Annotated in this window: 18 protein-coding genes; 7 read left to right on the top strand and 11 right to left on the bottom strand. The window is 66.6% G+C overall.

The window, feature by feature from the left end:
* Positions 1-160: 160 nt before the first annotated feature.
* From KW835_RS21335 to KW835_RS21325, 3 genes are read left to right on the top strand one after another with little or no spacing between them, the layout of a single operon-like run.
* Positions 161-745: a GbsR/MarR family transcriptional regulator gene (locus tag KW835_RS21335; protein ID WP_218386145.1), complete on the top strand. Its 585-nt coding sequence runs from the start codon at positions 161-163 to the stop codon at positions 743-745.
* Between the two features lie 4 nt (positions 746-749).
* The gene (locus tag KW835_RS21330; RefSeq protein ID WP_218386144.1) at positions 750-2,129 is read left to right on the top strand and encodes a cytochrome ubiquinol oxidase subunit I; all 1,380 of its coding nucleotides are present in this window, start codon (positions 750-752) and stop codon (positions 2,127-2,129) included.
* A 16-nt stretch (positions 2,130-2,145) separates the two neighbouring features.
* The gene (locus tag KW835_RS21325) at positions 2,146-3,147 is read left to right on the top strand and encodes a cytochrome d ubiquinol oxidase subunit II (protein WP_370633670.1); all 1,002 of its coding nucleotides are present in this window, start codon (positions 2,146-2,148) and stop codon (positions 3,145-3,147) included.
* 380 nt (positions 3,148-3,527) lie between these two features.
* On the opposite strand, the gene KW835_RS21320 is transcribed toward KW835_RS21325, so the two are convergent.
* The 8 genes from KW835_RS21320 to KW835_RS21285 form a co-directional block, all read right to left on the bottom strand.
* Positions 3,528-4,667, bottom strand: coding sequence for an ABC transporter substrate-binding protein (locus KW835_RS21320; RefSeq protein ID WP_218386140.1), 1,140 nt, complete (start codon positions 4,665-4,667; stop codon positions 3,528-3,530).
* 244 nt (positions 4,668-4,911) lie between these two features.
* Positions 4,912-5,865, bottom strand: a complete 954-nt coding sequence (locus KW835_RS21315) for a nitronate monooxygenase family protein (protein WP_218386138.1) — start codon at positions 5,863-5,865, stop codon at positions 4,912-4,914.
* 130 nt (positions 5,866-5,995) lie between these two features.
* Positions 5,996-7,786 carry an acyl-CoA dehydrogenase gene (locus KW835_RS21310; protein WP_218386135.1) on the bottom strand — a complete coding sequence of 597 codons (1,791 nt, stop codon included), beginning with the start codon at positions 7,784-7,786 and terminating at the stop codon, positions 5,996-5,998.
* An 83-nt stretch (positions 7,787-7,869) separates the two neighbouring features.
* Entirely contained in the window at positions 7,870-8,802 is a 933-nt protein-coding gene (locus KW835_RS21305; RefSeq protein WP_218386133.1) for an electron transfer flavoprotein subunit alpha/FixB family protein, read from the bottom strand.
* 1 nt (position 8,803) lies between these two features.
* Positions 8,804-9,553 carry an electron transfer flavoprotein subunit beta/FixA family protein gene (locus KW835_RS21300; RefSeq protein ID WP_218386125.1) on the bottom strand — a complete coding sequence of 250 codons (750 nt, stop codon included), beginning with the start codon at positions 9,551-9,553 and terminating at the stop codon, positions 8,804-8,806.
* A 210-nt stretch (positions 9,554-9,763) separates the two neighbouring features.
* Positions 9,764-11,101 carry a mechanosensitive ion channel family protein gene (locus KW835_RS21295; protein WP_218386123.1) on the bottom strand — a complete coding sequence of 446 codons (1,338 nt, stop codon included), beginning with the start codon at positions 11,099-11,101 and terminating at the stop codon, positions 9,764-9,766.
* 5 nt (positions 11,102-11,106) lie between these two features.
* Positions 11,107-11,868, bottom strand: coding sequence for an enoyl-CoA hydratase (locus KW835_RS21290; protein WP_370633667.1), 762 nt, complete (start codon positions 11,866-11,868; stop codon positions 11,107-11,109).
* Positions 11,869-12,030: 162 nt separating this feature from the next.
* Positions 12,031-12,936, bottom strand: coding sequence for a histone deacetylase family protein (locus tag KW835_RS21285; protein WP_255593766.1), 906 nt, complete (start codon positions 12,934-12,936; stop codon positions 12,031-12,033).
* Positions 12,937-13,037: 101 nt separating this feature from the next.
* Between KW835_RS21285 and KW835_RS21280 the strand changes: the two genes are divergently transcribed.
* The 4 genes from KW835_RS21280 (at position 13,038) to mltB (ending at position 18,237) form a co-directional block, all read left to right on the top strand.
* Positions 13,038-13,958, top strand: a complete 921-nt coding sequence (locus KW835_RS21280; RefSeq protein ID WP_218386117.1) for a MoxR family ATPase — start codon at positions 13,038-13,040, stop codon at positions 13,956-13,958.
* A 3-nt stretch (positions 13,959-13,961) separates the two neighbouring features.
* Positions 13,962-15,005, top strand: a complete 1,044-nt coding sequence (locus KW835_RS21275; RefSeq protein ID WP_218386116.1) for a DUF58 domain-containing protein — start codon at positions 13,962-13,964, stop codon at positions 15,003-15,005.
* Between the two features lie 76 nt (positions 15,006-15,081).
* Positions 15,082-17,115 (top strand): DUF3488 and transglutaminase-like domain-containing protein, encoded by a 2,034-nt coding sequence (locus KW835_RS21270; RefSeq protein ID WP_218386278.1) that lies wholly within the window; start codon positions 15,082-15,084, stop codon positions 17,113-17,115.
* 21 nt (positions 17,116-17,136) lie between these two features.
* Complete coding sequence (gene mltB / locus KW835_RS21265; protein ID WP_255593765.1) at positions 17,137-18,237, top strand: lytic murein transglycosylase B; 1,101 nt, start codon at positions 17,137-17,139, stop codon at positions 18,235-18,237.
* On the opposite strand, the gene KW835_RS21260 is transcribed toward mltB, so the two are convergent.
* From KW835_RS21260 to KW835_RS21250, 3 genes are read right to left on the bottom strand one after another with little or no spacing between them, the layout of a single operon-like run.
* A complete protein-coding gene (locus tag KW835_RS21260) occupies positions 18,177-19,268 on the bottom strand; it encodes an LLM class flavin-dependent oxidoreductase (protein WP_218386114.1) in 1,092 nt (363 codons plus the stop codon). The two genes, mltB and KW835_RS21260, sit on opposite strands and share 61 nt — an antisense overlap.
* Positions 19,269-19,270: 2 nt before the next feature.
* Positions 19,271-20,215, bottom strand: a complete 945-nt coding sequence (locus tag KW835_RS21255) for an ABC transporter substrate-binding protein (RefSeq protein ID WP_218386113.1) — start codon at positions 20,213-20,215, stop codon at positions 19,271-19,273.
* Between the two features lie 24 nt (positions 20,216-20,239).
* Positions 20,240-21,175: an ABC transporter substrate-binding protein gene (locus KW835_RS21250; RefSeq protein ID WP_218386111.1), complete on the bottom strand. Its 936-nt coding sequence runs from the start codon at positions 21,173-21,175 to the stop codon at positions 20,240-20,242.
* Between the last annotated feature and the right edge of the window lie 21 nt (positions 21,176-21,196).

Here is a 21,196-nt window from a genome sequence, read left to right as displayed (position 1 = left end):
CAGGCCAAAACCTTCTATTTTCACCGTTTGCAGGCCGAATGCTCGTCGCACAGGCGTCTTTCCCATATGCCGCGCCGCATCTGGTTGGGTTACCCGAGCACATTGTTCTGAATTTTCAGTAAATACTGAAACTTCAGTAAATACAGGCACAATCCTCCCCATGACCTACATCAACCATTTGCCGCCACTCAACCGCCAGTTCGTCGCCCACTTCGGAGAGATGGGTAGCCGCTGGGGCATCAACCGCACGGTGGGGCAGATGTACGCCCTCATCTTCCTGTCCCCGCGCCCGCTCAATGCCGACGAGATCGCCGAGACGCTGGAGTTCTCGCGCTCCAATGTGAGCATGGGCCTCAAGGAACTGCAAGCCTGGCGCCTGGTCAAGCTCAGCCATCTGCCCGGCGACCGGCGTGAATACTTCGAGGCGCCCAAGGACGTGTGGGAGATCTTCCGCGTGCTGGCCGAAGAGCGCCGCCGCCGCGAGATCGAGCCCACGCTGTCGATGCTGCGCATGGCGCTGCTCGAAGAACCCGGCACCGACGCGGAGCGCCACGCCCAGGAGCGCATGCGGGAGATGCACGAGCTCATCGACCGGCTCATGACCTGGTTCGACGACGTGCAGCGCCTGGCGCCCGAGACCGCCATGCAGCTCATGGGCATGGGCACTGCGGTGACCCGGGTGCTGGAGTTCAAGGACCGGCTGACGGGCAAGGGCTCGCCGGCCAAGGACAACAAGGGGACGTGAGGCCATGGACACCTTCATGCTGTCGCGCATCCAGTTCGCGGCCAACATCAGCTTTCACATCCTGTTCCCGACCATCACGATCGCGCTGTGCTGGTTCCTGGTGTTCTTTCGCCTGCGGTACACGGCCACGCGCGGCACGCCGCAGGCCAAGGGCTGGGAGCACGCCTACTACCTGTGGACCAAAGTGTTCGCGCTCACCTTCGCGCTGGGCGTGGTCTCGGGCATCACGATGAGCTTTCAGTTCGGCACCAACTGGCCAGGCTTCATGGAACACGTGGGCAACATCGCCGGGCCACTGCTGGGCTACGAGGTGCTCACGGCCTTCTTCCTGGAGGCCACCTTCCTCGGGATCATGCTGTTCGGCCGGGGCCGCGTGTCCGAGCGGGTGCACTTGGTCGCCACGCTGATGGTGGCGTTCGGCACCACGCTGTCGGCGTTCTGGATCCTGAGCCTGAACTCCTGGATGCAGACACCGCAGGGCTACGAGATCATCGACGGCAAGTTCCACGCCGTGGACTGGTTCGCCATCGTGTTCAACCCGTCGTTCCCCTACCGCCTGGGGCACAAGCTGCTGGCCTCGGCGCTGACGGCTGGCTTTCTGATCGCAGGGGTGAGCGCCTGGCAACTGCTCAAGGGCACGACCACCGAGGGCACGCACAAGGCGCTGCGCACCGCCGTCGCCGCGGTGGCCGTGGCGATCCCTCTGCAGATCCTGATGGGCGACATGCACGGCCTGAACACGCTGCAGCACCAACCCGCCAAGATCGCGGCCATCGAGGGCATCTGGCACACCGAGAAAGGCGCCCCGCTCACGCTGTTCGGCCTGCCCAACGAAAAGGAAGGCCGCACCGACTACGCGCTGCAGATCCCCAAGGCCGCGAGCCTGATCCTCGCGCACGACATCGACGCGGAACTGAAGGGCCTGAACGAGTTCGCGGGCGCCCACCCGCCGGTGGCGCCGGTGTTCTGGGCCTTCCGTGTGATGGTGGGCATGGGCGTGCTCATGCTGGCGGTGGCCTGGGCCAGCGCCTGGGTGCTGTACCGCCGCCGCAGACAGGCCAAAAGCACTCTGCCCCGCGCGCTGCTGCTCACGCTGGTGGGCATGACCTTCTCGGGCTGGGTGGCCACGCTGGCCGGCTGGTACGTGACGGAGATCGGCCGCCAGCCGTACCTGGTCTACGGCCTGTTCAAGACAGCGGACGCCGTGGCCGCGCACCCGCCGGGGATGGTGGCGACCACGCTGGCGGCCTACCTCACGGTCTATGTGCTGCTGCTCGTGGCCTACATCGGCGTGCTCAAGTACATGTCCGAGCACCCGGCCATGCCCGTACCGGCCGTGCCACCGCCGGGGCAGGCGCCGCTGCCCACACACCCTGCGGCTTGAGGAGAACACCATGGAAATGACCCTGGCCCACACCCTGCCCCTGGCCTTCATGGCCATCATGGGCCTGGCCCTGCTTGCCTACGTGATCCTGGACGGCTACGACCTGGGCGTGGGCATCCTGCTGCCCCTGGCCACCGATGCCGAAAAGGACGTGATGGTCGCGAGCATCGGTCCCTTCTGGGATGCCAACGAAACCTGGCTGGTGCTGGGCGTGGGGGTGCTGCTGATCTGCTTTCCCATGGCGCACGGCGTGGTGTTGTCGGCCCTGTACCTGCCCGTGGCCGCGATGCTGCTGGGCCTGACCCTTCGCGGCGTGGCGTTCGACTTTCGCGTCAAGGCGCGCGATGCGCACAAGGCCACCTGGAACAAGCTGTTCGCCGGGGGCTCGCTGGTCACCACGCTGGCGCAGGGCTGGATGCTGGGCGCGTACGTCACCGGTTTCCAGAACGACGCCTGGGGCCTGCTGTTCTCGGCGGGCATCGCGCTCACGCTGCCAGCGGCGTACGCCATGCTGGGCGTGGGCTGGCTGCTGATGAAGACCGATGGCGACCTGCAGACCAAGGCCGCCAAGTGGGGCCAGCGCGTGCTGTGGCCCATGGGCCTGGCGCTGCTCGGCATCTCGCTGGCCACACCGCTGGTCAGCCACACTGTGTTCGCCAAGTGGTTCGTGCTGCCCGAGCTGTTCGCGCTGCTGCCGATTCCGCTGGCATGTGTGGCGGCATTCTTTGCCATCCGCCACGTGCTGGGCACGCCGCGCGTGGTGCAGGCAGGCTACGGCTGGATCGTGTTCGTGGCCACGGTGCTGATCTTCGTGCTGGCCTTCCTGGGTCTGGCCTACAGCATCTATCCGTACATCGTGATCGACCGCCTAACGGTGTGGCAGGCTGCCAGCGCGCCGGAGTCGCTGGCCGTGATCGGCATCGGGATGGCCATCACGTTGCCGGCGATCATCGTGTACACGGTCTTCATGTACCGGGTGTTCTGGGGCAAGGCGCGGGAGCTGACGTATGGGTTGTGAAGGGTCAGCGATGCAGGCCGCACACCACCAAGACCGTTCGCGCTGAGCCTGTCGAAGCGCCGTGCAAGGCTTCGACAGGCTCAGCCCGAACGGTTGGGGAGAAGCCTGGGCCGCTGGCTACGACCGGCAACGCCACGCTCACATCTTCACGGCATACATCTCGTCCGCGCGCACCTCCAACCGATCGCACCTCCAACCGATCACACTGCAGACCGCTTGCACCCCAGACCCTGACACCCCCAACCGTTCACGCTGAGCCCGTCGAAGCGCTGCGCAGGGCTTCGACAGGCTCAGCCCGAACGGATGGAGGCTGCAGAAGCTGCTCCATCTCGCTACCTCATAGACTCGCCCAACACCCCACCGCTGCAGCCAGCTCAATATCAATACCGCAAGCTCCCCTCCGCGTCCACGATGGCCAGCTCCACATAGGTAGACCCGTTGTGGCTCCTGGGCGAGTACTTGACATTGAAGCGCCCGAACGAGATCTCACCCGCGTCCTCCATGGCCTTGGTGAAGGACTCGGTGGTCAGGTTGCGGCCCGTACGGCGCAGGCCCTCCACCAGCAGCCGGGCGTGCACGAAGCCCTCGAACTGCGAGGCCGAGGGCTGGGCGCTGGGTGACTTGGCGCGCAGCAGGGCCAGGTACTCGGCCACCACGGGCACGGTGGTGTTGCGCAGCGACGGCATGATCTGCGCGAGGATGATGCCGCGCGCCTTGTCCTTGAGTTCACGCTGGATCACGTCCATGCTGGCCACTGAAAAGCCGTAGTACGCCGGCCGCGCCGCCGTGGCCTGCACGGCCTTCACGAAGCTGGTGAACGTGGTGCCCGCCGTGGCCACGATGACGGCCTGGGGCTGCACCTTCTCGGCGGCCTGCGCGGCGGCCGCGAAGTCGGGCTGCTTGGGCTCGACCTTGATCTCGGCGACGAATGCGAGCTTTTCCTCTTCGGAGGCTTTCTTGAGCTCGGCCAGCAGCGTCTTGCCCAGGCCGTCGTCCTGGTAGAAAACCGCCACCCGCGTGATGCCCTGCTGGCGCAGCTGGGACACGATCCTGGCCGCCTCGCTGGCATAGCCCGCGCGCACGTGGAACACCAGCGGGTTCAGAGTTTCACGAAACGCCGACGCGCCCGTGACAGGGCCGAACAGCAGCGTGCGGTGCTCCTTGATCAGCGGCAGGATGGCGGCGGTCTGCGCAGTGCCGGTGCTGTTGTAGATCATGAAGACCTTGTCGGTCTCCAGCAGCTGGCGCGTGTTCTCCACCGCCTTGGCCGTGTCGAAGCCGTCATCCAGCGTGGTGTAGCGGATCATGCGGCCGTGCACGCCGCCCTGCGCGTTCACCGCGTCGAACATCAGGCGCGAGCCTTCGCCGTACTGCGCCGTCTGCGGCCCCAGGGGGCCCGACAGCACGGCCGAGGCTCCCAGGCGGATCTCGTCGTTGGTCACCCCCTCATTGCGGGCATGCACACCCTGGCTGGCGCCAAGGGCCACCATCAGCAGCCCCAGCAAACACGAACGAAGCATGGCACTTTCCCCCGCAACAATGATGGCAGGCACCACGGCACGCGGCGCCCATCTGGTTATTAATCATCATCATTGCGCAGGGCATGCCGCGCCGTCTATTGGGGGTTTGCCCTGTCGCGACCTGCCCACACAACTGCCAGGGCACGCCACAAACGACAGCGCCCGCAGCGCTGTGCACGCTGCGGGCGCGGGGGAGAAACGCAACCGGCCGGCAGCCTGCCGGCCAGGCCCTTGTGGCGCGGCGTCAGAGCTTGAGGCGGGCGCGGGCTGCCTCGTACTCCGCGCGCAGGCGCGCCACCAGGTCTGCCGTGCTGGTCACCGCGTCGATGGCGCCGATGCCCTGGCCGCAGCCCCAGATGTCCTTCCAGGCCTTCTTGGCGTCGCCGCCAAAGTTCATCTTGCTGGGGTCGGACACGGGCAGGTTGTCGGGGTCCATGCCAGCGGCGCGGATCGAAGGCGCCAGGTAGTTGCCGTGCACGCCCGTGAACAGGTTGCTGTAGACGATATCGTCCGAGTTGCCCGCCACGATGGCCTGCTTGTACTCGTCGCTGGCGCGCGCTTCGTGCGTGGCGATGAAGGCCGAGCCGATGTAGCCGAAGTCCGCCCCCATGGCCTGCGCGGCCAGCACGGCGCCGCCGCTGGCGATGGAGCCGCTCAATGCCACCGGGCCGTCGAACCACTGGCGGATTTCCTGGATCAACGCGAACGGGCTTTTCACGCCCGCATGGCCGCCCGCACCGGCTGCCACGGCGATCAGGCCGTCGGCGCCCTTCTCGATGGCCTTGTGCGCGAATTTGTTGTTGATGATGTCGTGCAGCACCACGCCGCCCCAGTCGTGCACGGCCTGGTTCACGTCTTCGCGCGCACCCAGGCTGGTGATGATGATCGGCACCTTGTACTTGGCGCACACCTGCATGTCGTGCTCCAGGCGGTCATTGCTCTTGTGCACGATCTGGTTGATGGCAAAGGGCGCGGCGGGCTTGTCGGGGTGGGCCTTGTTGTAGGCCGCCAGCGTCTCGGTGATCTCGGCCAGCCATTCGTCGAGCAACTCGGCCGGACGGGCATTGAGCGCGGGCATGGAGCCCACCACACCGGCCTTGCACTGCTCGATCACGAGCTTGGGGTTGCTGATGATGAACAGCGGCGAGCCGATGACGGGCAACGACAGGTTTTGCAACACGGGAGGCAGTTTGGACATGGCAACGACTTCCAGGACAGAAAATTGAATCAAATCAGCCCCTAACGCTTATCCATCAAGCGCCAGCAGCTATTATTTTTATAGCACCCCTGCACTGCAGGAATGCGTCTCCTCACACCACGCTCGGGCCTCAGAAGGCTTCCAGGGCCAACTCGGTCACGCTGGCGGCGCCATCCACGATGCTGTCGCGCAGGCCGGGGGCCTTCACGAGGATGTGCTCGGCGTAGAACTGCGCCGTGGTGATTTTTGCGCGCATGAAGGCTTGGTCCTGTCCCTTGTGCAACAGCTCCTGCGCCACCAGCAGGCTGCGCGCCAGCTGCCAGCCCGCCACCACGTTGCCCGCCAGCATCAGGTAGGGCACGCTGCCCGCGAACACGGCGTTGGGCTGGGCCTTGGTGCCACCAGCCACGAAGTCGATCACGTCGAGCAGCGCCTTGCGCGCGGCCGTCAGGCGCTTGGCCACGGCCAGGGCGGCGGGGGTGCCGCTGGCCGCCAGCTCGCCTTCGGTCTTCTCGATCTGCGCTGCAATGCCCTTGGCCGTCTGGCCACCGTCGCGCGCCGTCTTGCGGCCCACGAGGTCGTTGGCCTGGATGGCGGTCGTGCCTTCGTAGATGGTAAGGATCTTGGCGTCGCGGTAGTACTGCGCGGCGCCCGTCTCTTCAATGAAGCCCATGCCGCCGTGCACCTGCACGCCCAGGCTGGTGACTTCCTGGCTCATCTCGGTGCTGTAGCCCTTGACCAGCGGCACCATGAATTCGTAGAACGCCTGGTTCTGCTTGCGCGTGTCGGCATCGGGGTGGTGGTGCGCGGCGTCGAATGCGGCGGCGGCCACCGTGGCCATGGCGCGGCAGCCTTCGGTGTAGGCGCGCATGGTCATGAGCATGCGCTTCACATCGGGGTGGTGGATGATGGGCGCGCTGGCCGCAATGGAGCCATCCACCGGGCGGCTTTGCACGCGGTCTTTGGCGTACTGCACGGCCTTCTGGTACGCGCGCTCGGCAATAGCGATGCCTTGCATGCCCACGGCATAGCGCGCGGCGTTCATCATGATGAACATGTATTCGAGGCCGCGGTTTTCTTCACCGACGAGATAGCCCACGGCACCGCCATGGTCGCCAAACTGCAGCACCGCCGTGGGCGATGCCTTGATGCCCAGCTTGTGCTCGATGCTCACGCAGTGCGCGTCGTTGCGCGCGCCCAGCGAGCCGTCCTTGTTCACCACGAACTTGGGTACCACGAACAGGCTGATGCCCTTCACGCCTTCGGGCGCGCCCGCCACGCGGGCCAGCACCAGGTGCACGATGTTGGCGGCCATGTCGTGCTCGCCGTAGGTGATGAAGATCTTGGTGCCGAAGACCTTGTAGCTGCCGTCCGCCTGAGGCTCGGCGCGCGTGCGCACCAGGGCCAGGTCCGAGCCCGCTTGCGGCTCTGTGAGGTTCATGGTGCCGGTCCACTCGCCGGTCACCAGCTTTTCAAGGTAGGTCGCCTTGAGCTCGTCGCTACCGGCCGTGAGCAGCGCCTCGATGGCGCCGTCGGTGAGCAGCGGGCACAGCGCAAAGCTCATGTTGGCGCTGTTGGTCATCTCGATGCAGGCCGCGCCGATGGTCTTGGGCAGGCCCTGGCCGCCGAAGTCGGCTGGGTGCTGCAGGCCCTGCCAGCCGCCTTCGCCGTACTGGCGGAAGGCGTCCTTGAAGCCGGCGGTGGTGGTGACCACACCGTCTTTCCAGCTCGACGGGTTCTTGTCACCTTCGAAGTTCAGTGGAGCCAGCACGCCCTCGTTGAACTTGGCGCACTCTTCCAGCACGGCAGCGGCCGTGTCCAGGCCCGCGTCTTCGAAGCCAGGAATTTGTGCGATCTGATCGATACGGGCCAGGTGCTCGATGCCGAACAGCATGTCCTTGACGGGGGCGGTGTAGCTCATGGTTGTCTCCGAAAAAGCAAAACTCGTCAAAAAAAAGGCATCGCAAGCGATGCCTTTTGTGGCGGCTGGTGGGCCTGAGCGCCTTACAGCGCCTTCACCAGTTCCGGCACGGCCGTGAACAGGTCGGCTTCCAGGCCGTAGTCGGCCACACTGAAGATCGGCGCTTCGGGGTCCTTGTTGATCGCGACGATCACCTTGGAGTCCTTCATGCCGGCCAAGTGCTGGATCGCGCCCGAGATACCGGCCGCGATGTACAGCTGCGGTGCCACGATCTTGCCGGTCTGGCCCACTTGCAGGTCGTTCGGTGCATAGCCCGCATCCACCGCGGCGCGCGATGCGCCGATGGCGGCGCCCAGCTTGTCGGCCAGGGGCGTGATGACTTCGTCGAACTTTTCCTTGCTGCCCAGAGCCCGGCCACCAGAGACGATGATCTTGGCGGCGGTGAGTTCGGGCCGGTCGCTCTTGGCGATCTCGCTGCCCACGTAACTGCTCTTGCCGGCGTCGGCAATGGCAGCGGCGGTTTCGACGGCGGCGCTGCCACCGGTGGCGGCAGCGGCGTCAAAGCCCGTGGTGCGCACGGTGATGACCTTCACGGCATCGCCCGATTGCACGGTGGCAATCGCGTTACCGGCGTAGATGGGGCGCTCGAAAGTGTCGGCGCTCACCACCTTGGTGATGTCGCTGATCTGGGCAACGTCGAGCTTGGCGGCCACGCGAGGGGCAACGTTCTTGCCGCCGGCGGTGGCGGGGAACAGGATGTGGCTGTAGCTGGAAGCAATGGCCAGCACTTGCGCGGCCACGTTCTCCGCCAGGCCATGGGCCAGGCCTGCTGCATCGGCATGGATGACCTTGGCAACACCGGCGATCTGGCCGGCGGCGGCCGCAGCGGCGCCCGCGTTGTGGCCCGCCACCAGCACGTGCACGTCGCCGCCACAGGCGACGGCAGCGGTCACGGTGTTCAGCGTCGCGCCCTTGATGGACGCGTTGTCGTGTTCAGCAATAACGAGTACCGACATGTCAGATCACCTTCGCTTCGTTCTTGAGTTTCTCGACCAGTGCGGCCACATCGGCCACCTTCACGCCTGCGCCGCGCTTGGCGGGCTCGCTGACCTTCAGGGTCTTCAGGCGGGGCGCCACGTCCACGCCGAGGTCTTCGGGCTTGACGGTATCGAGCTGCTTCTTCTTGGCCTTCATGATGTTGGGCAAGGTGACGTAGCGTGGCTCGTTCAGGCGCAGGTCGGTGGTGATGACCGCGGGCAGCGTCAGGGCAAGGGTTTCGAGGCCGCCGTCGATTTCGCGGGTCACGTTCACCTTGTCGGCCGCGAGGTCCACCTTGCTGGCGTTGGTGGCCTGGGGCAGATCGGCCAGCGCCGCCAGCATCTGGCCGGTCTGGTTGGCATCGTCGTCGATGGCCTGCTTGCCCAGGATCACGAGGCTGGGCTGTTCCTTGTCCACCAGGGCCTTCAAGAGCTTGGCCACGGCCAACGGCTGCAGTTCCACATCGGTCTCGACCAGGATGGCGCGGTCGGCGCCGATGGCCATGGCGGTGCGCAGGGTTTCCTGGCACTGGGTCACGCCGCAGGACACTGCGATGACTTCGGTCACCAGGCCCTTCTCCTTCAGGCGCACGGCCTCCTCGACGGCGATCTCGTCAAAGGGGTTCATGCTCATCTTCACGTTGGCGATGTCCACACCCGTGTTGTCCGACTTCACGCGGACCTTCACGTTGTAGTCCACCACGCGCTTGACAGGGACCAAGACCTTCATTGCAGCGGCTCCTAGATAGAGTTGGTTGAATTGACGTTTACGTAAACTAGAACATTCTATGCCGCACTGCAGCGCGAGGACTGCGGAGCCGGGTCACAGGGTGCCAGATCGAAAAAAGAACGATCGTGCTTTTTATGAATTATAGGCGACTGAAGGGCGCGCCTGTCCAGAGTTTGCTGTCGCATGCGGCAACCTGGCCCAGACATCTGGCTAAGGCGCTTCATTGGATCGGGCCGCCGGGGGCACTCCCGCCGCCAGTGCAGTGGGCACGGTGCCATCGACCTGCACATGCATCACCCGCTGCGGGAAGGGAATTTCGATCTTGTGGGCTCGCAGCGCCTTGAGGATGGCCCGGTTGATCTCGGACCGAAGGCCCAGCGAGCCGTTCTCGGGGTCGGCGATCCAGAAGCCCACGGTGAACTCCAGCCCGTCGGCACCGAAGGCCGACAAAGCCACGCTGGGTGCAGGGTCGCGCAGCACGCGGCTGCTGGCCAGGGCCGCTTCGGCCAGCAAGCCCGTGACCAGCTCGACATCCGTCTCATAGCCCACGCTCACCACGGTGGACAGCCACACCCGCGTGTCGGCCAGCGACAGGTTCTCCACGCGCTGGATGATCAGCATCTCGTTGGGCACGATGGACTCGCGGCCCGTGGAGGAGCGCACCACGGTGTAGCGCGCCCTGATGTCGGTGATGCGGCCCTCGAAGTTGTCCACGCGCACGTTGTCGCCGATGCGCATGCTGCGCTCGGCCAGGATCACGAAGCCACTTACATAGTTGGATGCGAGCTTCTGCAGGCCGAAGCCCAGCCCCACGCCGATGGCCCCGCCCAGCACCGACAGCGCCGTCAGGTCGATCCCCACGGCCGACAGGGCCATGATGAGCCCCACGAAGATCAGGAGCGCCCGCACCGCATTGCTCACCGCCTTGCGCAGCGACAGCTCGGCCCCTGTGGCGGCGCGCAGCAGGCGCGACTCGATGGCGGCCGATATCCACAGCGCGATCAGCAGCACGCCGCCTGCCGTAAGTGCACCTTCGATCATCGTGCGCACCGACAGGTTGGAGCCTCCCACCTTCCAATGGATCTGGTCCAGCTCCTCGAGCACCAGCGGCAGCAAGCCGGTGACCCACAGCACCATGCCCAGCCATGCCAGCCACGAAATCGACCGCTCGATGGGCCGCACCCAGGAGGCATCCGGGTACGCAGCCTGCAGCACCTTCACCCCGATGCGTATCACCACCAGCGACACCAACACGGGGATCGCCACCTTGAACACCGCGAGCGGCATCCAGTGCATCAGCAACGTACGGGCCACGTAGGCCAGGCTCAGCAGCGCCAGCGGGAACAAGGCGCCATCGATGACGCGGGCACCGAACAGAATGGAGCGCGGGTCGTCCTGGCCCAGGCCGCGCTTGAGCAGCGAGACCAGCCACCACGCCACGCCCACGCAGACGGCGAGCGCCGCCAGTTCCACGAGGACGGCGGGCTGTACAAACGCCTGGGCCCAGCGGCCCACGCCATCCAGCATCAGGGTCGTATCGATAGCCATGGCGCTCACTGCTTCCAGGCGGGCTGGCGCTTGTCGGCAAAGGCCTGCGCGCCCTCCTGCGCGGCGGCATCCATCATGTTGACAGCCATGGCCTGGCCTGCGAGCTGGTAGGCGGCCTCCATGCCCAGTTCGCGCTGCTGGTAGACCAGCGCCTTGCCCATGGCCACCGCCACACGGGGCTTGCCAAGAATGGATGCCACGAGCTGCTCCACCTCGGCATCCAGGGCATCGGCCAGCGCCACGCGGTTGACCAGCCCCTGGGCGAGTGCGGTGCGCGCATCGATGAAGTCCCCCGTGAGCAGCATCTCCATCGCCCGCTTGGCCGGCACATTGCGCACCAGCGGCACGCTCGGCGTGGCGCAGAACAAGCCATAGTGGATGCCGCTGGTGGCAAAGCTCGCCGTGTCCGCCGCCACCGCCAGGTCGCACTGCGCCACCAGTTGGCAGCCCGCCGCCGTGGCCATGCCCTGCACGCGCGCGATCACCGGCACCGGCAGCTTTTGGATGGTGAGCATCATGCGGCTGCACTGCGCAAAGAGCTTCTGGTAGTAGGCGAGCTCGGGATTCGCCGCCATGTCCTTGAGGTTGTGCCCCGCGCAGAAAGCCTTGCCGGCTGCAGCCAGCACAACAACCCGCACGGACTCGTCACGGCCCGCGTCGTCCAGCGCCTGCTGCAGCGCGAACAGCATCTCGGTGCCCAGCGCATTGAAGCGGGTCGGGTCGTTCAGTGTCAGGGTGACCACGCCGCGCGCATCGCGGGTGTTCATCAAGAAATTTTCAGGATTCAAAATCGTCATGTCTTACTTCTTCAGTGGCAGCGAGCGTCACCAGCGGGCGCTGCCTTGCCAGCGCCACCGTGGAACTGGCTCCGCCAGGCCACGGGTGGCGTCCCCCTCCGGGGGAAGACGCCGCAGGCGGCTCAGGGGGAATCAAAGATCAGCCAGGACCCGCACGTGCGCCTCCACGCTGCGCGCGAGCGGCCCCATCACATAGCCGCCCTCCAGGCACGAGACGATCCGCCCCTTGGCAAAGCGGCGCGCCACGTCCTTCACGCGCTGGGTGATCCAGGCGTAGTCCTGCTCGGTCAGGCCCAGTTGGCCCATGTCGTCCTCGCGGTGGCCATCGAAGCCGGCGGACACGAAGATCATCTCGGGCTTGAAGGCCTCCAGCCGGGGCATCCACATCATCTCGATGATCTCGCGGATGTCCATGCCGCGCGTGTATGCCGGCACAGGCACGTTGACCATGTTCGGTGCCGGGTCCTGGTCGCCGCTGTAAGGGTAGAACGGGTGCTGAAAGATGCTGACCATCAGCGCGCGCGGGTCGTTGGCGAGGATGTCTTCCGTGCCGTTGCCGTGGTGCACGTCGAAGTCCACCACCGCCACGCGCTGCAGGTTGTAGCGCTGCAGCGCGTACTTGGCCGCCACCGCCACGTTGTTGAAGAAACAAAAGCCCATGGCCTTGTCACGGCAGGCATGGTGGCCCGGCGGACGCACGGAGCAGAACGCGTTCTCGATCTCCCCGGCCATCACCGCATCGGTGGCCGCCAGCGCGGCCCCTGCGGCGCGCAGCGATGCCTTCCAGGTGTGCGCGTTGATGGAGGTGTCGGTGTCGATCTGCGCGTAATTCGGGCCGCCCGCCACCAGCTCTTCGTTGAGCCGGTCGGACAGGCCGCGCAAGGCGGCGATGTGCATGCGGCCATGGGCCAGCTCGATGTCGGCGAGCGACGCCTCAGGGGCGTCGTAGCGCTCCAGCGCATCGCCCACACCGGTGACCAGCAAGCGGTCTTCGATGGCGTCCAGCCGTTCGGGACATTCGGGGTGGCCCGGACCCATCTCATGCTTCCAACAGTCCCGATGGGTGAAATAGCCCGTCTTGCTCACAGTCTTGTCCCCGTCTCTCGCAATTTCTGGTGTTTTTCGGATAACGTCACGCCATGAATGCACAGCACAAGATCAAATCCTTACTGGATCAGCTTAACACGGTGATCGTGGGCAAACAGGCCCAGGTACAGGACTGCGTGGCCTGCCTGCTGGCCGGCGGCCATCTGCTCATCGAGGACGTACCCGGCGTGGGCAAGACCACGCTGGCCCACGCGCTGTCGCGCACCTTCGGCCTGCAGTTCTCGCGCGTGCAGTTCACCGCCGACCTCATGCCCAGCGACCTGACCGGCGTGTCGGTGTACGAGCGGGGCAAGGAGTCCTTCGTGTTCCACCCCGGCCCCGTGTTCGCCCAGGTGCTGCTGGCCGACGAGATCAACCGCGCGAGCCCCAAGACCCAGAGCGCGCTGCTCGAAGCCATGGAGGAAAAGCAGGTCTCGGTGGAAGGAGAGACGCGCGCCCTGCCCCACCCCTTCTTCGTGATCGCCACGCAGAACCCGCACGACCAACTGGGCACCTTCGCGCTGCCCGAGTCGCAGCTCGATCGCTTCCTGATGCGCATCTCCATCGGCTACCCTGACCGTGCGGCCGAACGCGTGCTGCTGGCGGGCGCCGACCGCCGCGACATGGTGGACACCATGCTGCCGCTGCTGTCCGACGAAGAACTGGCCGAGCTGCAGCGCCAGGTACTGGCCGTGCACACCGCCGACCCGCTGCTCAACTACGTGCAGGACCTGATCGCCGCGACCCGCTCGGGCCGCTGGTTCCTGCAGGGTCTGTCGCCGCGCGCCGGCATCGCGCTGGTGCGCGCAGCCAAGGCGCAGGCACTCATCAGCGGGCGCGACTACGTGGCCCCCGACGACGTGCAGGCCGTGCTGCCGCAGACCATCGCCCACCGCCTGGTACCGGTGGGAGACGCCGGGCGCGGCGCGGTGGAGCAGGTGCGTGCGATGGTGGACGCCGTCCCACTGCAGTGACCCATGGACTCCACTGCATCGCTCCCCCAGTCACCCTTGGCGCGCTGGCGCGCCCTGGCGGCGCGGTTCAGCCCGCTCGCTCCGTTGCGCCGGCGCTTTCAGCGCTGGTGGCAAGGCCGGCTGCCCCTCAACGACACGCTCACGCTCACCCAGCGCAATGTGTACATCCTGCCTACTGGCTCGGGCTGGATGCTGGCGCTGACGCTGATCGTGCTGCTCATCGCATCGATCAACTACGAACTCAACCTCGGCTACCTGCTGACGTTTCTGCTGGCCGGCAGCTCCGTGGTGGGCATGCACATCTGCCACGCCAACCTGCGCGGCCTGACCCTGCACCTGAAGGCGCCCGATGCGCACTTCATGGGCACGAGCACCGCATTCGAGATCCAGATATCGAGCGCCCGCAAGACGCCGCGCTACGGCATCGCGCTGTCGGTGCACGGTACGGGCAAGGAGGCGCACCACTGGGCCTGGACGGACGTGCCCGCACAGGGCCAGACCAGCGTGATGGTGGCCTTCAAGCCCGAGCGCCGAGGCTTGCACCGGGTGCCGACGCTGACAGCGGAGACGCGTTTTCCGCTGGGCACCTTCCGAGTGTGGACCTACTGGCGCCCCGCATCGCAGGTCATGGTGTACCCCGCACCAGAGACACCTGCCCCGCCGCTGCCGCCTGGCGAGCCGCGCACTGGCGGAGCTGGCAGCACGCCGACTCAGGGCATCGGCGAATTCGATGGTGTGCGCGCTTACCGGCGCGGCGATCCCCTCAAGCTGGTGGTCTGGAAAAAAGCCGCCAAGACGCTGGGCACAGGCACCGACGATCTGGTCAGCCGCGATGCGCAGCAGGCCCAGCGGCAGGAGCTGTGGCTGGACCTGGCGCGCGCCACGCTGGCAGACCACGAAGGCCGCGTATCGCGCCTGACAGCCTGGGTGCTGCAGGCCGACCAGCTGGGCCTGGACTATGGCCTGCGCCTGCCCAACGCGGAACTGGCCCCGGATTCGGGGCCCGTGCACAAACGCAACTGCCTTGAGGCGCTCGCGCTGTGCTGACCCCCCACCCGCGCCAGGCGCCCCCTTGCGCACCGCCCCTGCCGTCAACCGACTCCCACCGGCCCGCGTCCCCGCGATGAACCTGCGCCAGACCCTCTCCTCCCTGCCCCGCGACGCCCGCGACACGATCTTTCTGCTGCTGGTCATCGTCTGGGTGATCGCGCCGCAGGCGCCCAACCTTCCGTTGTGGACGAGCGTGCTTGCGGGCGCGCTGCTGCTGTGGCGGGGCCATATGGCCCTGAAGGTCCGGCCGCTGCCGGGCCGCTGGATGGTGTTCGCGCTGCTGGTGGCCTCAGTGGCGGGCACCGTGTTCACGCACGGCACGATCCTCGGACGCGATGCGGGTGTGACGCTCATCGTCCTGCTGCTCGCCCTCAAGATGCTGGAGTTGCGTGCCCGGCGCGATGCCATGGTGGTGTTCTTCCTGGGCTTCTTCACCATCCTCAGCAACTTCTTTTTCTCGCAGTCGCTGACGACTGCTGCCGCCATGCTGGTGGGCCTGATGGGCCTGCTCATGGCGCTGGTCAACGCACACATGCCGGTGGGAAGGCCGCCGCTGTGGCAGACGTTCCGCATCGCAGGGGCGATGGCGCTACTGGGCGCACCGATCATGGTGGCGTTGTTCATGCTTTTCCCCCGCATGGCGCCCCTGTGGGGCCTGCCCAGCGACGACCCCATCGGGCGCAGCGGGCTGTCGGGCAACATGCGCATCGGGGACATGGCCGAGATCGCGCTCGATGATCGGGTGGCGATCCGCCTGCGCTTTGAAGGCAACCCGAATCAGATGCCGCCCCAGTCGATGCTGTACTTCCGAGGCCCCGTACTGACGGCCTTCGACGGCCGCCAGTGGCAGGCCGAGCCGTACCGCGAGGACAGCACCTGGGCCGCAAGCGCGGCACTGCCGGCCAACCTGCAGGTCAGTGGCAGGGAGTTGCGCTACGAGGTCACGCTCGAGCCCCAGCGGCAGCCCTGGCTGATGGTGCTGGAGGCCACGCCGGATGCTCCCCAGTTGTCCAGCATGAAGGCCCACATGACCCAGGACCTGCAGTGGATGACCAACCGGCCGATCACCGAGGTACTGCGCTACCAGGCCGTGAGCTATCCGGAGTTTCGCCACGGGCCGCAGAAATCCGTGCGCCAGTTGCGTGCATTTACGGAGCTGCCACCCGGCTTCAACCCCCGCACCCTGGAGCTGGCCGCGCAAATTCGCGCGGACCCAAAGCTGTCGGCAGGTGGCACCCAGGCCCTGGTCGACGCGGCACTGCAGCGCCTGCGAACCGGCGGCTATACCTACACGCTGGCACCCGGCCTCTACGGCGAACACACGGCGGACGAATTCTGGTTCGACCGCAGGCAAGGGTTCTGCGAGCACATCGCTTCCGCCTTCGTCGTGCTGATGCGGGCCATGGATGTGCCATCGCGCATCGTTGCCGGCTACCAGGGCGGCGAGCGCAACCCGGTGGATGGCTACTGGACCGTGCGCAATGCCGACGCGCATGCCTGGACAGAGGTGTGGATGGAGGATCGCGGATGGGTGCGCGTGGACCCCACGGGGGCTGTGTCTCCCGGGCGCGTCGGCCAATTCCAGCGCCTGCGGCCACCCGAAGGTGTCTTCGGCGCCGCCATCGGAACGCTCAGCCCCGGCCTGGCCCAGAACCTGCGCGCCGTCTGGGAGGCCGTGAACAACAGCTGGAACCAGTGGGTGCTCAACTACACCCAGAGCCGCCAGATGGACCTGCTCAAGGCCCTGGGGTTCGAGTCCCCCAGCTGGCAGGACCTGACCACGGTCCTGGGCTACCTGGTCATTGCCACGGCACTGGGTGCCGGTGCCTGGAGCCTGTGGGAGCGCAGCCAGCACGACCCCTGGCTGCGGCTGCTCGCGCGCACACGCCAGCGGCTGGCACGTGCAGGCCTGGTGCTGCCGGACAACCTGCCGCCCCGCGCCATGGCCGAACGCGTGCAGGCACAATTTGGACTTCCGGCCGCAGGGGTGGCTGACTGGCTGCTGCGCCTGGAGCGCCTGCGCTATGCCCCAGAGCCTGGTGCAGAGCTGGGCGCCTTGCGCCGCCAGTTCCGCGCCCTGCCGTGGCCCAAGCCCGCCAGACATTGATTGAACACACCGATATCGGACATGCAGAAGAACTTGAGCCGGACCGCCATTGCAATAGCTATCACTTTAATAGCAATCAGCACAAGCCCTGTCAGCGCAACCCCCCAAAAATCCCCAAAATCCGCAGCCAAAGGCAGCGCTGCGCCCGCCAGGCAGCCCGCCATCCTGTACGCCACCCGGCCCGAGGCCCTGCAGTTCGCCGACGACCTGGCCGCGCGCCGCGACCTGGACCGCGAATGGGTGCGCCAGGCCATCGGCCAGGCGCAGTTCCTCACGCAGGTGCCGCGCCTCATGCTGCCACCGGCCAAAGGCACGGCCAAGAACTGGCGCGTGTACCGCAGTCGCTTCGTCGAGCCCATCCGCATCCGTGCGGGCGTGCGCTTCTGGCAGCAGAACCAGGCGGCGCTGGAGCGGGCCGAGCGCGAGTACGGCGTGCCTGCCGAGATCATCGTGGGCATCATCGGCGTCGAGACCATCTACGGCCAGCAGATGGGCAACTTCCGCGTGATGGACGCGCTGGCCACGCTGGCCTTCGACTTCCCCTCGGCCCACCCACGCGCCAAGGAGCGCACCGAGTTCTTCCGACGTGAGCTCGAGCAGTTCCTGAGCTTCACCAACCGCAGCAACACCGACCCGTTCGAGGCCCGCGGCAGCTACGCCGGCGCGATGGGCCTGGGCCAGTTCATGCCCTCGAGCTGGGTGCGCTATGCCATCGACTTCGATGGCGACGGCCGTGTGGACCTGTTCAACAGCCCGGCCGACGCCATCGGCTCGGTGGCCAATTACTTTCGCGGCCACGGGTGGACGCCCGGCATGCCCACACACTTCGGCGTGCAGTTCGACACCGCACGCCTGCAGCTCGATGACCTGATGGCCCCCGACATCCTGCCCACCTTCAGCGTGGCCAGCATGCAGGCCAAGGGCGCGGTGCTGGACGCCGCAGGCGTTCAGCACACAGGCCCACTGGCCTTGATCGAACTGCAAAACGGCGGTGATGCCGCCAGCTACGTGGCGGGCACAGAGAACTTCTACGCCATCACGCGCTACAACTGGTCGAGCTACTACGCCATGGCCGTGATCGAGCTGGGCCGCGAAGTGTCCGCCGCGCGCGCCGGGCAGTGAGCACCGGGGGCCCCGGGCTCCGCAGCAGCCGGTGACCAGCCGAGTTCCGGTGCGATATACCGCGCGGTGTCGCGCAGGATCTGCGCATATTCGTCGACGCTGAAGTCGTACGGCAGCTCCAGACGCAGTTCCTGCACCCGCGGCACGATGGGGTCCTTGCGCAGGCTCTCCAGGATTTCGTCGGACGTGCCCACCAGATCGCGCGCGAACAGCGTGCGGCGATCTCCTTGCGGCCCCAGCGTGCGCGGCAGCCTGAGCGCGGCCCAGGCGCGGTAGCGGGCACGCGTGGCAGCGTCGGCACCGTCCAGCGGCACGATGACCCGCCCCAGCGCCACGCGCGGGGCATAGGGCGCCGACCAGTTTGCGTGGAACAGGTCGAGCTGGCTGCGCTGCGCCTCGAAGAAGTCGTCAGTCTGCTCACCTCGGTTGAGATTGCCGATCAACAGGTGATGGCCGCTCGCACCCGCCCAGTGGGCTGACCGCAAAGAGCCGCCGCCGTACCACAGTCGCTCCACCAGGCCCTGGGCATGAGGCTGCACCCGCGGGCGCTGGCGGCCTGCGGGCGACTCCACGAAAAAGTCATCGTCGCCGAAGAAATCCCCGCGCAAGTTGCTGCGCAATCGCTCCACCCGCGCATGCGAAAAGTCGATGCCCTGCGCATCGCCGTCGAACAAGTGCCCGCCCAGCAGAGGCCCGTACGGCGGCGCCCCTGCACTCAGCCCCACCTGCAGGCGCCCGCGCGACAACACGTCCACCGTCGCCAGATCCTCGGCCAGCCGAAAGGGGTTCTCATACCCCATCTGGATCACCGCCGCACCGAGCGCAATGCGCCGCGTGCGCTGCGTGGCGGCGGCCAGCAGCGTGGCCGCGGACGACACCGCCCTCTCCAGATGCCGCTGCCGCACCCAGGCACCCTGGAATCCCAGCGCCTCCCCGTGCTCGAACAGCCGCAAGGTGTCTTCCAGGCCCTGGAAGGGACCGTCCTCGGCATAGTTGCCGGGTGTCAGAAATGCAAGGTGCGCAATGGCCATGGTCAGAACTTCGGGAGCCCAGGGGGGTTGGTCTCAGACTTGGGCAAGGCTTCTTCCAGCAGGCTCCAGCGCTGCAGCGCCTGCGTGTACTTGCCGTTCTTGATGAGCCCGTTGGTGGCCAGCGTCAGCGCATCGGCCAGGCCCGAGCCTCTGCGCGTGGTGATGGCCACGTCGGACTTGAGCGGCCAGCCCGCGTTCACCGTGCCCACGAGCTTGATCTTGCCGTCCTTGGCCGCGTGGTAGGCCTGCGGCGCGTTGGGGTTGAAGTTGGCGTCGGCCCGGCCCGACACCACGCCCAGCAGCCGCGCGGCGTCGTCGTCGAAGTACACAGGCTCCACGGGCTTGAGGCCCGCGGCGACGTTCTGCTTGTTCCACTCCAGCAGGATGCGCTCCTGGTTGGTGCCCGAGCCGGTAATGACCTTGAGACCGGCGATGTCCTTGGGCTCCTTGATGGAGGTGATCTTGCTGTCGGCGCGCACATAAAAGCCGTGCAGCCCCAGGCGGTAGGTGGAGAAGTCGTACTTCTCCTTGCGCAGCTCGGTCACGCCCACGTTGGAGATCACCGCGTCGTACTTGCCCGAGGTGAGCCCGAGCGGCCAGTCGGCCCAGGCAATCGGCAGCAGTTCGAGCTTGAGCCCCAGGGCGTCGGCAATCAGCTGCGCATAGTCCGGGTCGAACCCCACCACCGTCTTGGCGTCGCTGGCATACGTGGCGATGGGCGGCGCAAACGGCGCGATCGCCACGGTGAAGACTCCTTCCTTCACGAACTTGAAAGTCTTCGGAATGGCCTGGACGGCCGCTGCGTCTTTCTCGGTGCGGATGCGGCCCTTCTGCTCGGGGCTGAAGTCAAACGCGGTGGCAGCACCGGCCACGGTCCACGCGCAGGACAGCGCGCACGCCGAGGCCAGGGCCACCAGGCTGCGGCGCAATAGGGAATGGAGAGTCATGGATCGTCCTTGAAGGCCGCGGGCTTATTTCTTGGGCAGGCCGGGAGGGTTGGTGCGCGAGACCTGGATGGCCTCGGACTGCAGGTTCCAGCGCTCCAGCGCCTTGGCGTAGTTGCCGTTCTTGATCTGCGCATTCAGTGCCGTGGTGATCGCGTCGGCAATGCCCGAGCCCTTGCGCGAAGTCACGGCGATCTCGGCCGCCTGCGGCCAGCCGCCTGAAAAGGTGCCTACCAGTTTCGTCTTGCCGTCGCGCGCGTTGTGCGCGGCGATGCCGTTGGGGGCCAGGTACGCGTCCGCACGGCCCGAGGCCAGCGCCAGATACAGCACCACATCGTCGTCGTAGTACTGGATCTCCACGGGCTTGAGGCCTGCGGCGATGTTCTGCTGGTTCCAGCGCAACAGGATCTGCTCCTGGTTGGTGCTCGCGCCCACCACCACCTTGAGGCCCGCCACATCCTTCGGCTCCTTGACGGAGGTGATCTTGCTGTCGGCCTTGACGTACACGCCCAGTTGGTCGTTGCGGTAGGTCGAGAAGTCGAACTTTTCCTTGCGCTCCTCGGTCACGGTGACGTTGGAGATCACCACATCGAACTTGCCCGACTGCAGGCCCAGCGGCCAGTCGGCCCAGGCCACGGACACCAGCTCCAGCTTGCGCCCGAGGCTGTCGGCCACCAGCTGTGCGATGTCGGGAGCATTGCCCACGGGCGTCTTGTTGTCGGTGGCATAGGCGCCAAACGGCAGCCGGCCCGTGGTGGTGCCCACGGTGAGCACGCCGTCCTTGGCGAACTTGAAGTCCTTGCCGACGAGCTTCAAGGCATCGTCCACCTTCTGCGAGCGCGGCCTGCCCGGCTGCTCGGGGCTCAGGTCGATGGCCTGCGCCGACGCATGGAGGGGCGCCAGCGCGGCGACGGAGGCGGCGGCCAGCGCGAGCGCGGCCAGGGTCTTGTTCACAAGGGTCATGAAGGGGCTCCGGAATAACAA

The sequence above is a fragment of the Acidovorax sp. sic0104 genome (genome assembly GCF_019219095.1).
GTDB lineage: Bacteria > Pseudomonadota > Gammaproteobacteria > Burkholderiales > Burkholderiaceae_C > Acidovorax.
This window is presented reverse-complemented; position numbering and strand designations above follow the sequence as displayed.

Bases quoted from the DNA above. Each gene is read 5' to 3' on its own strand.
- KW835_RS21335 (WP_218386145.1), top strand. From the start codon at position 161: ATGACCTACATCAACCATTTGCCGCCACTCAACCGCCAGTTCGTCGCC.
- KW835_RS21330 (WP_218386144.1), top strand. From the start codon at position 750: ATGGACACCTTCATGCTGTCGCGCATCCAGTTCGCGGCCAACATCAGC.
- KW835_RS21325 (WP_370633670.1), top strand. From the start codon at position 2,146: ATGACCCTGGCCCACACCCTGCCCCTGGCCTTCATGGCCATCATGGGC.
- KW835_RS21320 (WP_218386140.1), bottom strand. From the start codon at position 4,667: ATGCTTCGTTCGTGTTTGCTGGGGCTGCTGATGGTGGCCCTTGGCGCC.
- KW835_RS21315 (WP_218386138.1), bottom strand. From the start codon at position 5,865: ATGTCCAAACTGCCTCCCGTGTTGCAAAACCTGTCGTTGCCCGTCATC.
- KW835_RS21310 (WP_218386135.1), bottom strand. From the start codon at position 7,786: ATGAGCTACACCGCCCCCGTCAAGGACATGCTGTTCGGCATCGAGCAC.
- KW835_RS21305 (WP_218386133.1), bottom strand. From the start codon at position 8,802: ATGTCGGTACTCGTTATTGCTGAACACGACAACGCGTCCATCAAGGGC.
- KW835_RS21300 (WP_218386125.1), bottom strand. From the start codon at position 9,553: ATGAAGGTCTTGGTCCCTGTCAAGCGCGTGGTGGACTACAACGTGAAG.
- KW835_RS21295 (WP_218386123.1), bottom strand. From the start codon at position 11,101: ATGGCTATCGATACGACCCTGATGCTGGATGGCGTGGGCCGCTGGGCC.
- KW835_RS21290 (WP_370633667.1), bottom strand. From the start codon at position 11,868: ATGAACACCCGCGATGCGCGCGGCGTGGTCACCCTGACACTGAACGAC.
- KW835_RS21285 (WP_255593766.1), bottom strand. From the start codon at position 12,936: ATGGGTCCGGGCCACCCCGAATGTCCCGAACGGCTGGACGCCATCGAA.
- KW835_RS21280 (WP_218386117.1), top strand. From the start codon at position 13,038: ATGAATGCACAGCACAAGATCAAATCCTTACTGGATCAGCTTAACACG.
- KW835_RS21275 (WP_218386116.1), top strand. From the start codon at position 13,962: ATGGACTCCACTGCATCGCTCCCCCAGTCACCCTTGGCGCGCTGGCGC.
- KW835_RS21270 (WP_218386278.1), top strand. From the start codon at position 15,082: ATGAACCTGCGCCAGACCCTCTCCTCCCTGCCCCGCGACGCCCGCGAC.
- mltB (WP_255593765.1), top strand. From the start codon at position 17,137: ATGCAGAAGAACTTGAGCCGGACCGCCATTGCAATAGCTATCACTTTA.
- KW835_RS21260 (WP_218386114.1), bottom strand. From the start codon at position 19,268: ATGGCCATTGCGCACCTTGCATTTCTGACACCCGGCAACTATGCCGAG.
- KW835_RS21255 (WP_218386113.1), bottom strand. From the start codon at position 20,215: ATGACTCTCCATTCCCTATTGCGCCGCAGCCTGGTGGCCCTGGCCTCG.
- KW835_RS21250 (WP_218386111.1), bottom strand. From the start codon at position 21,175: ATGACCCTTGTGAACAAGACCCTGGCCGCGCTCGCGCTGGCCGCCGCC.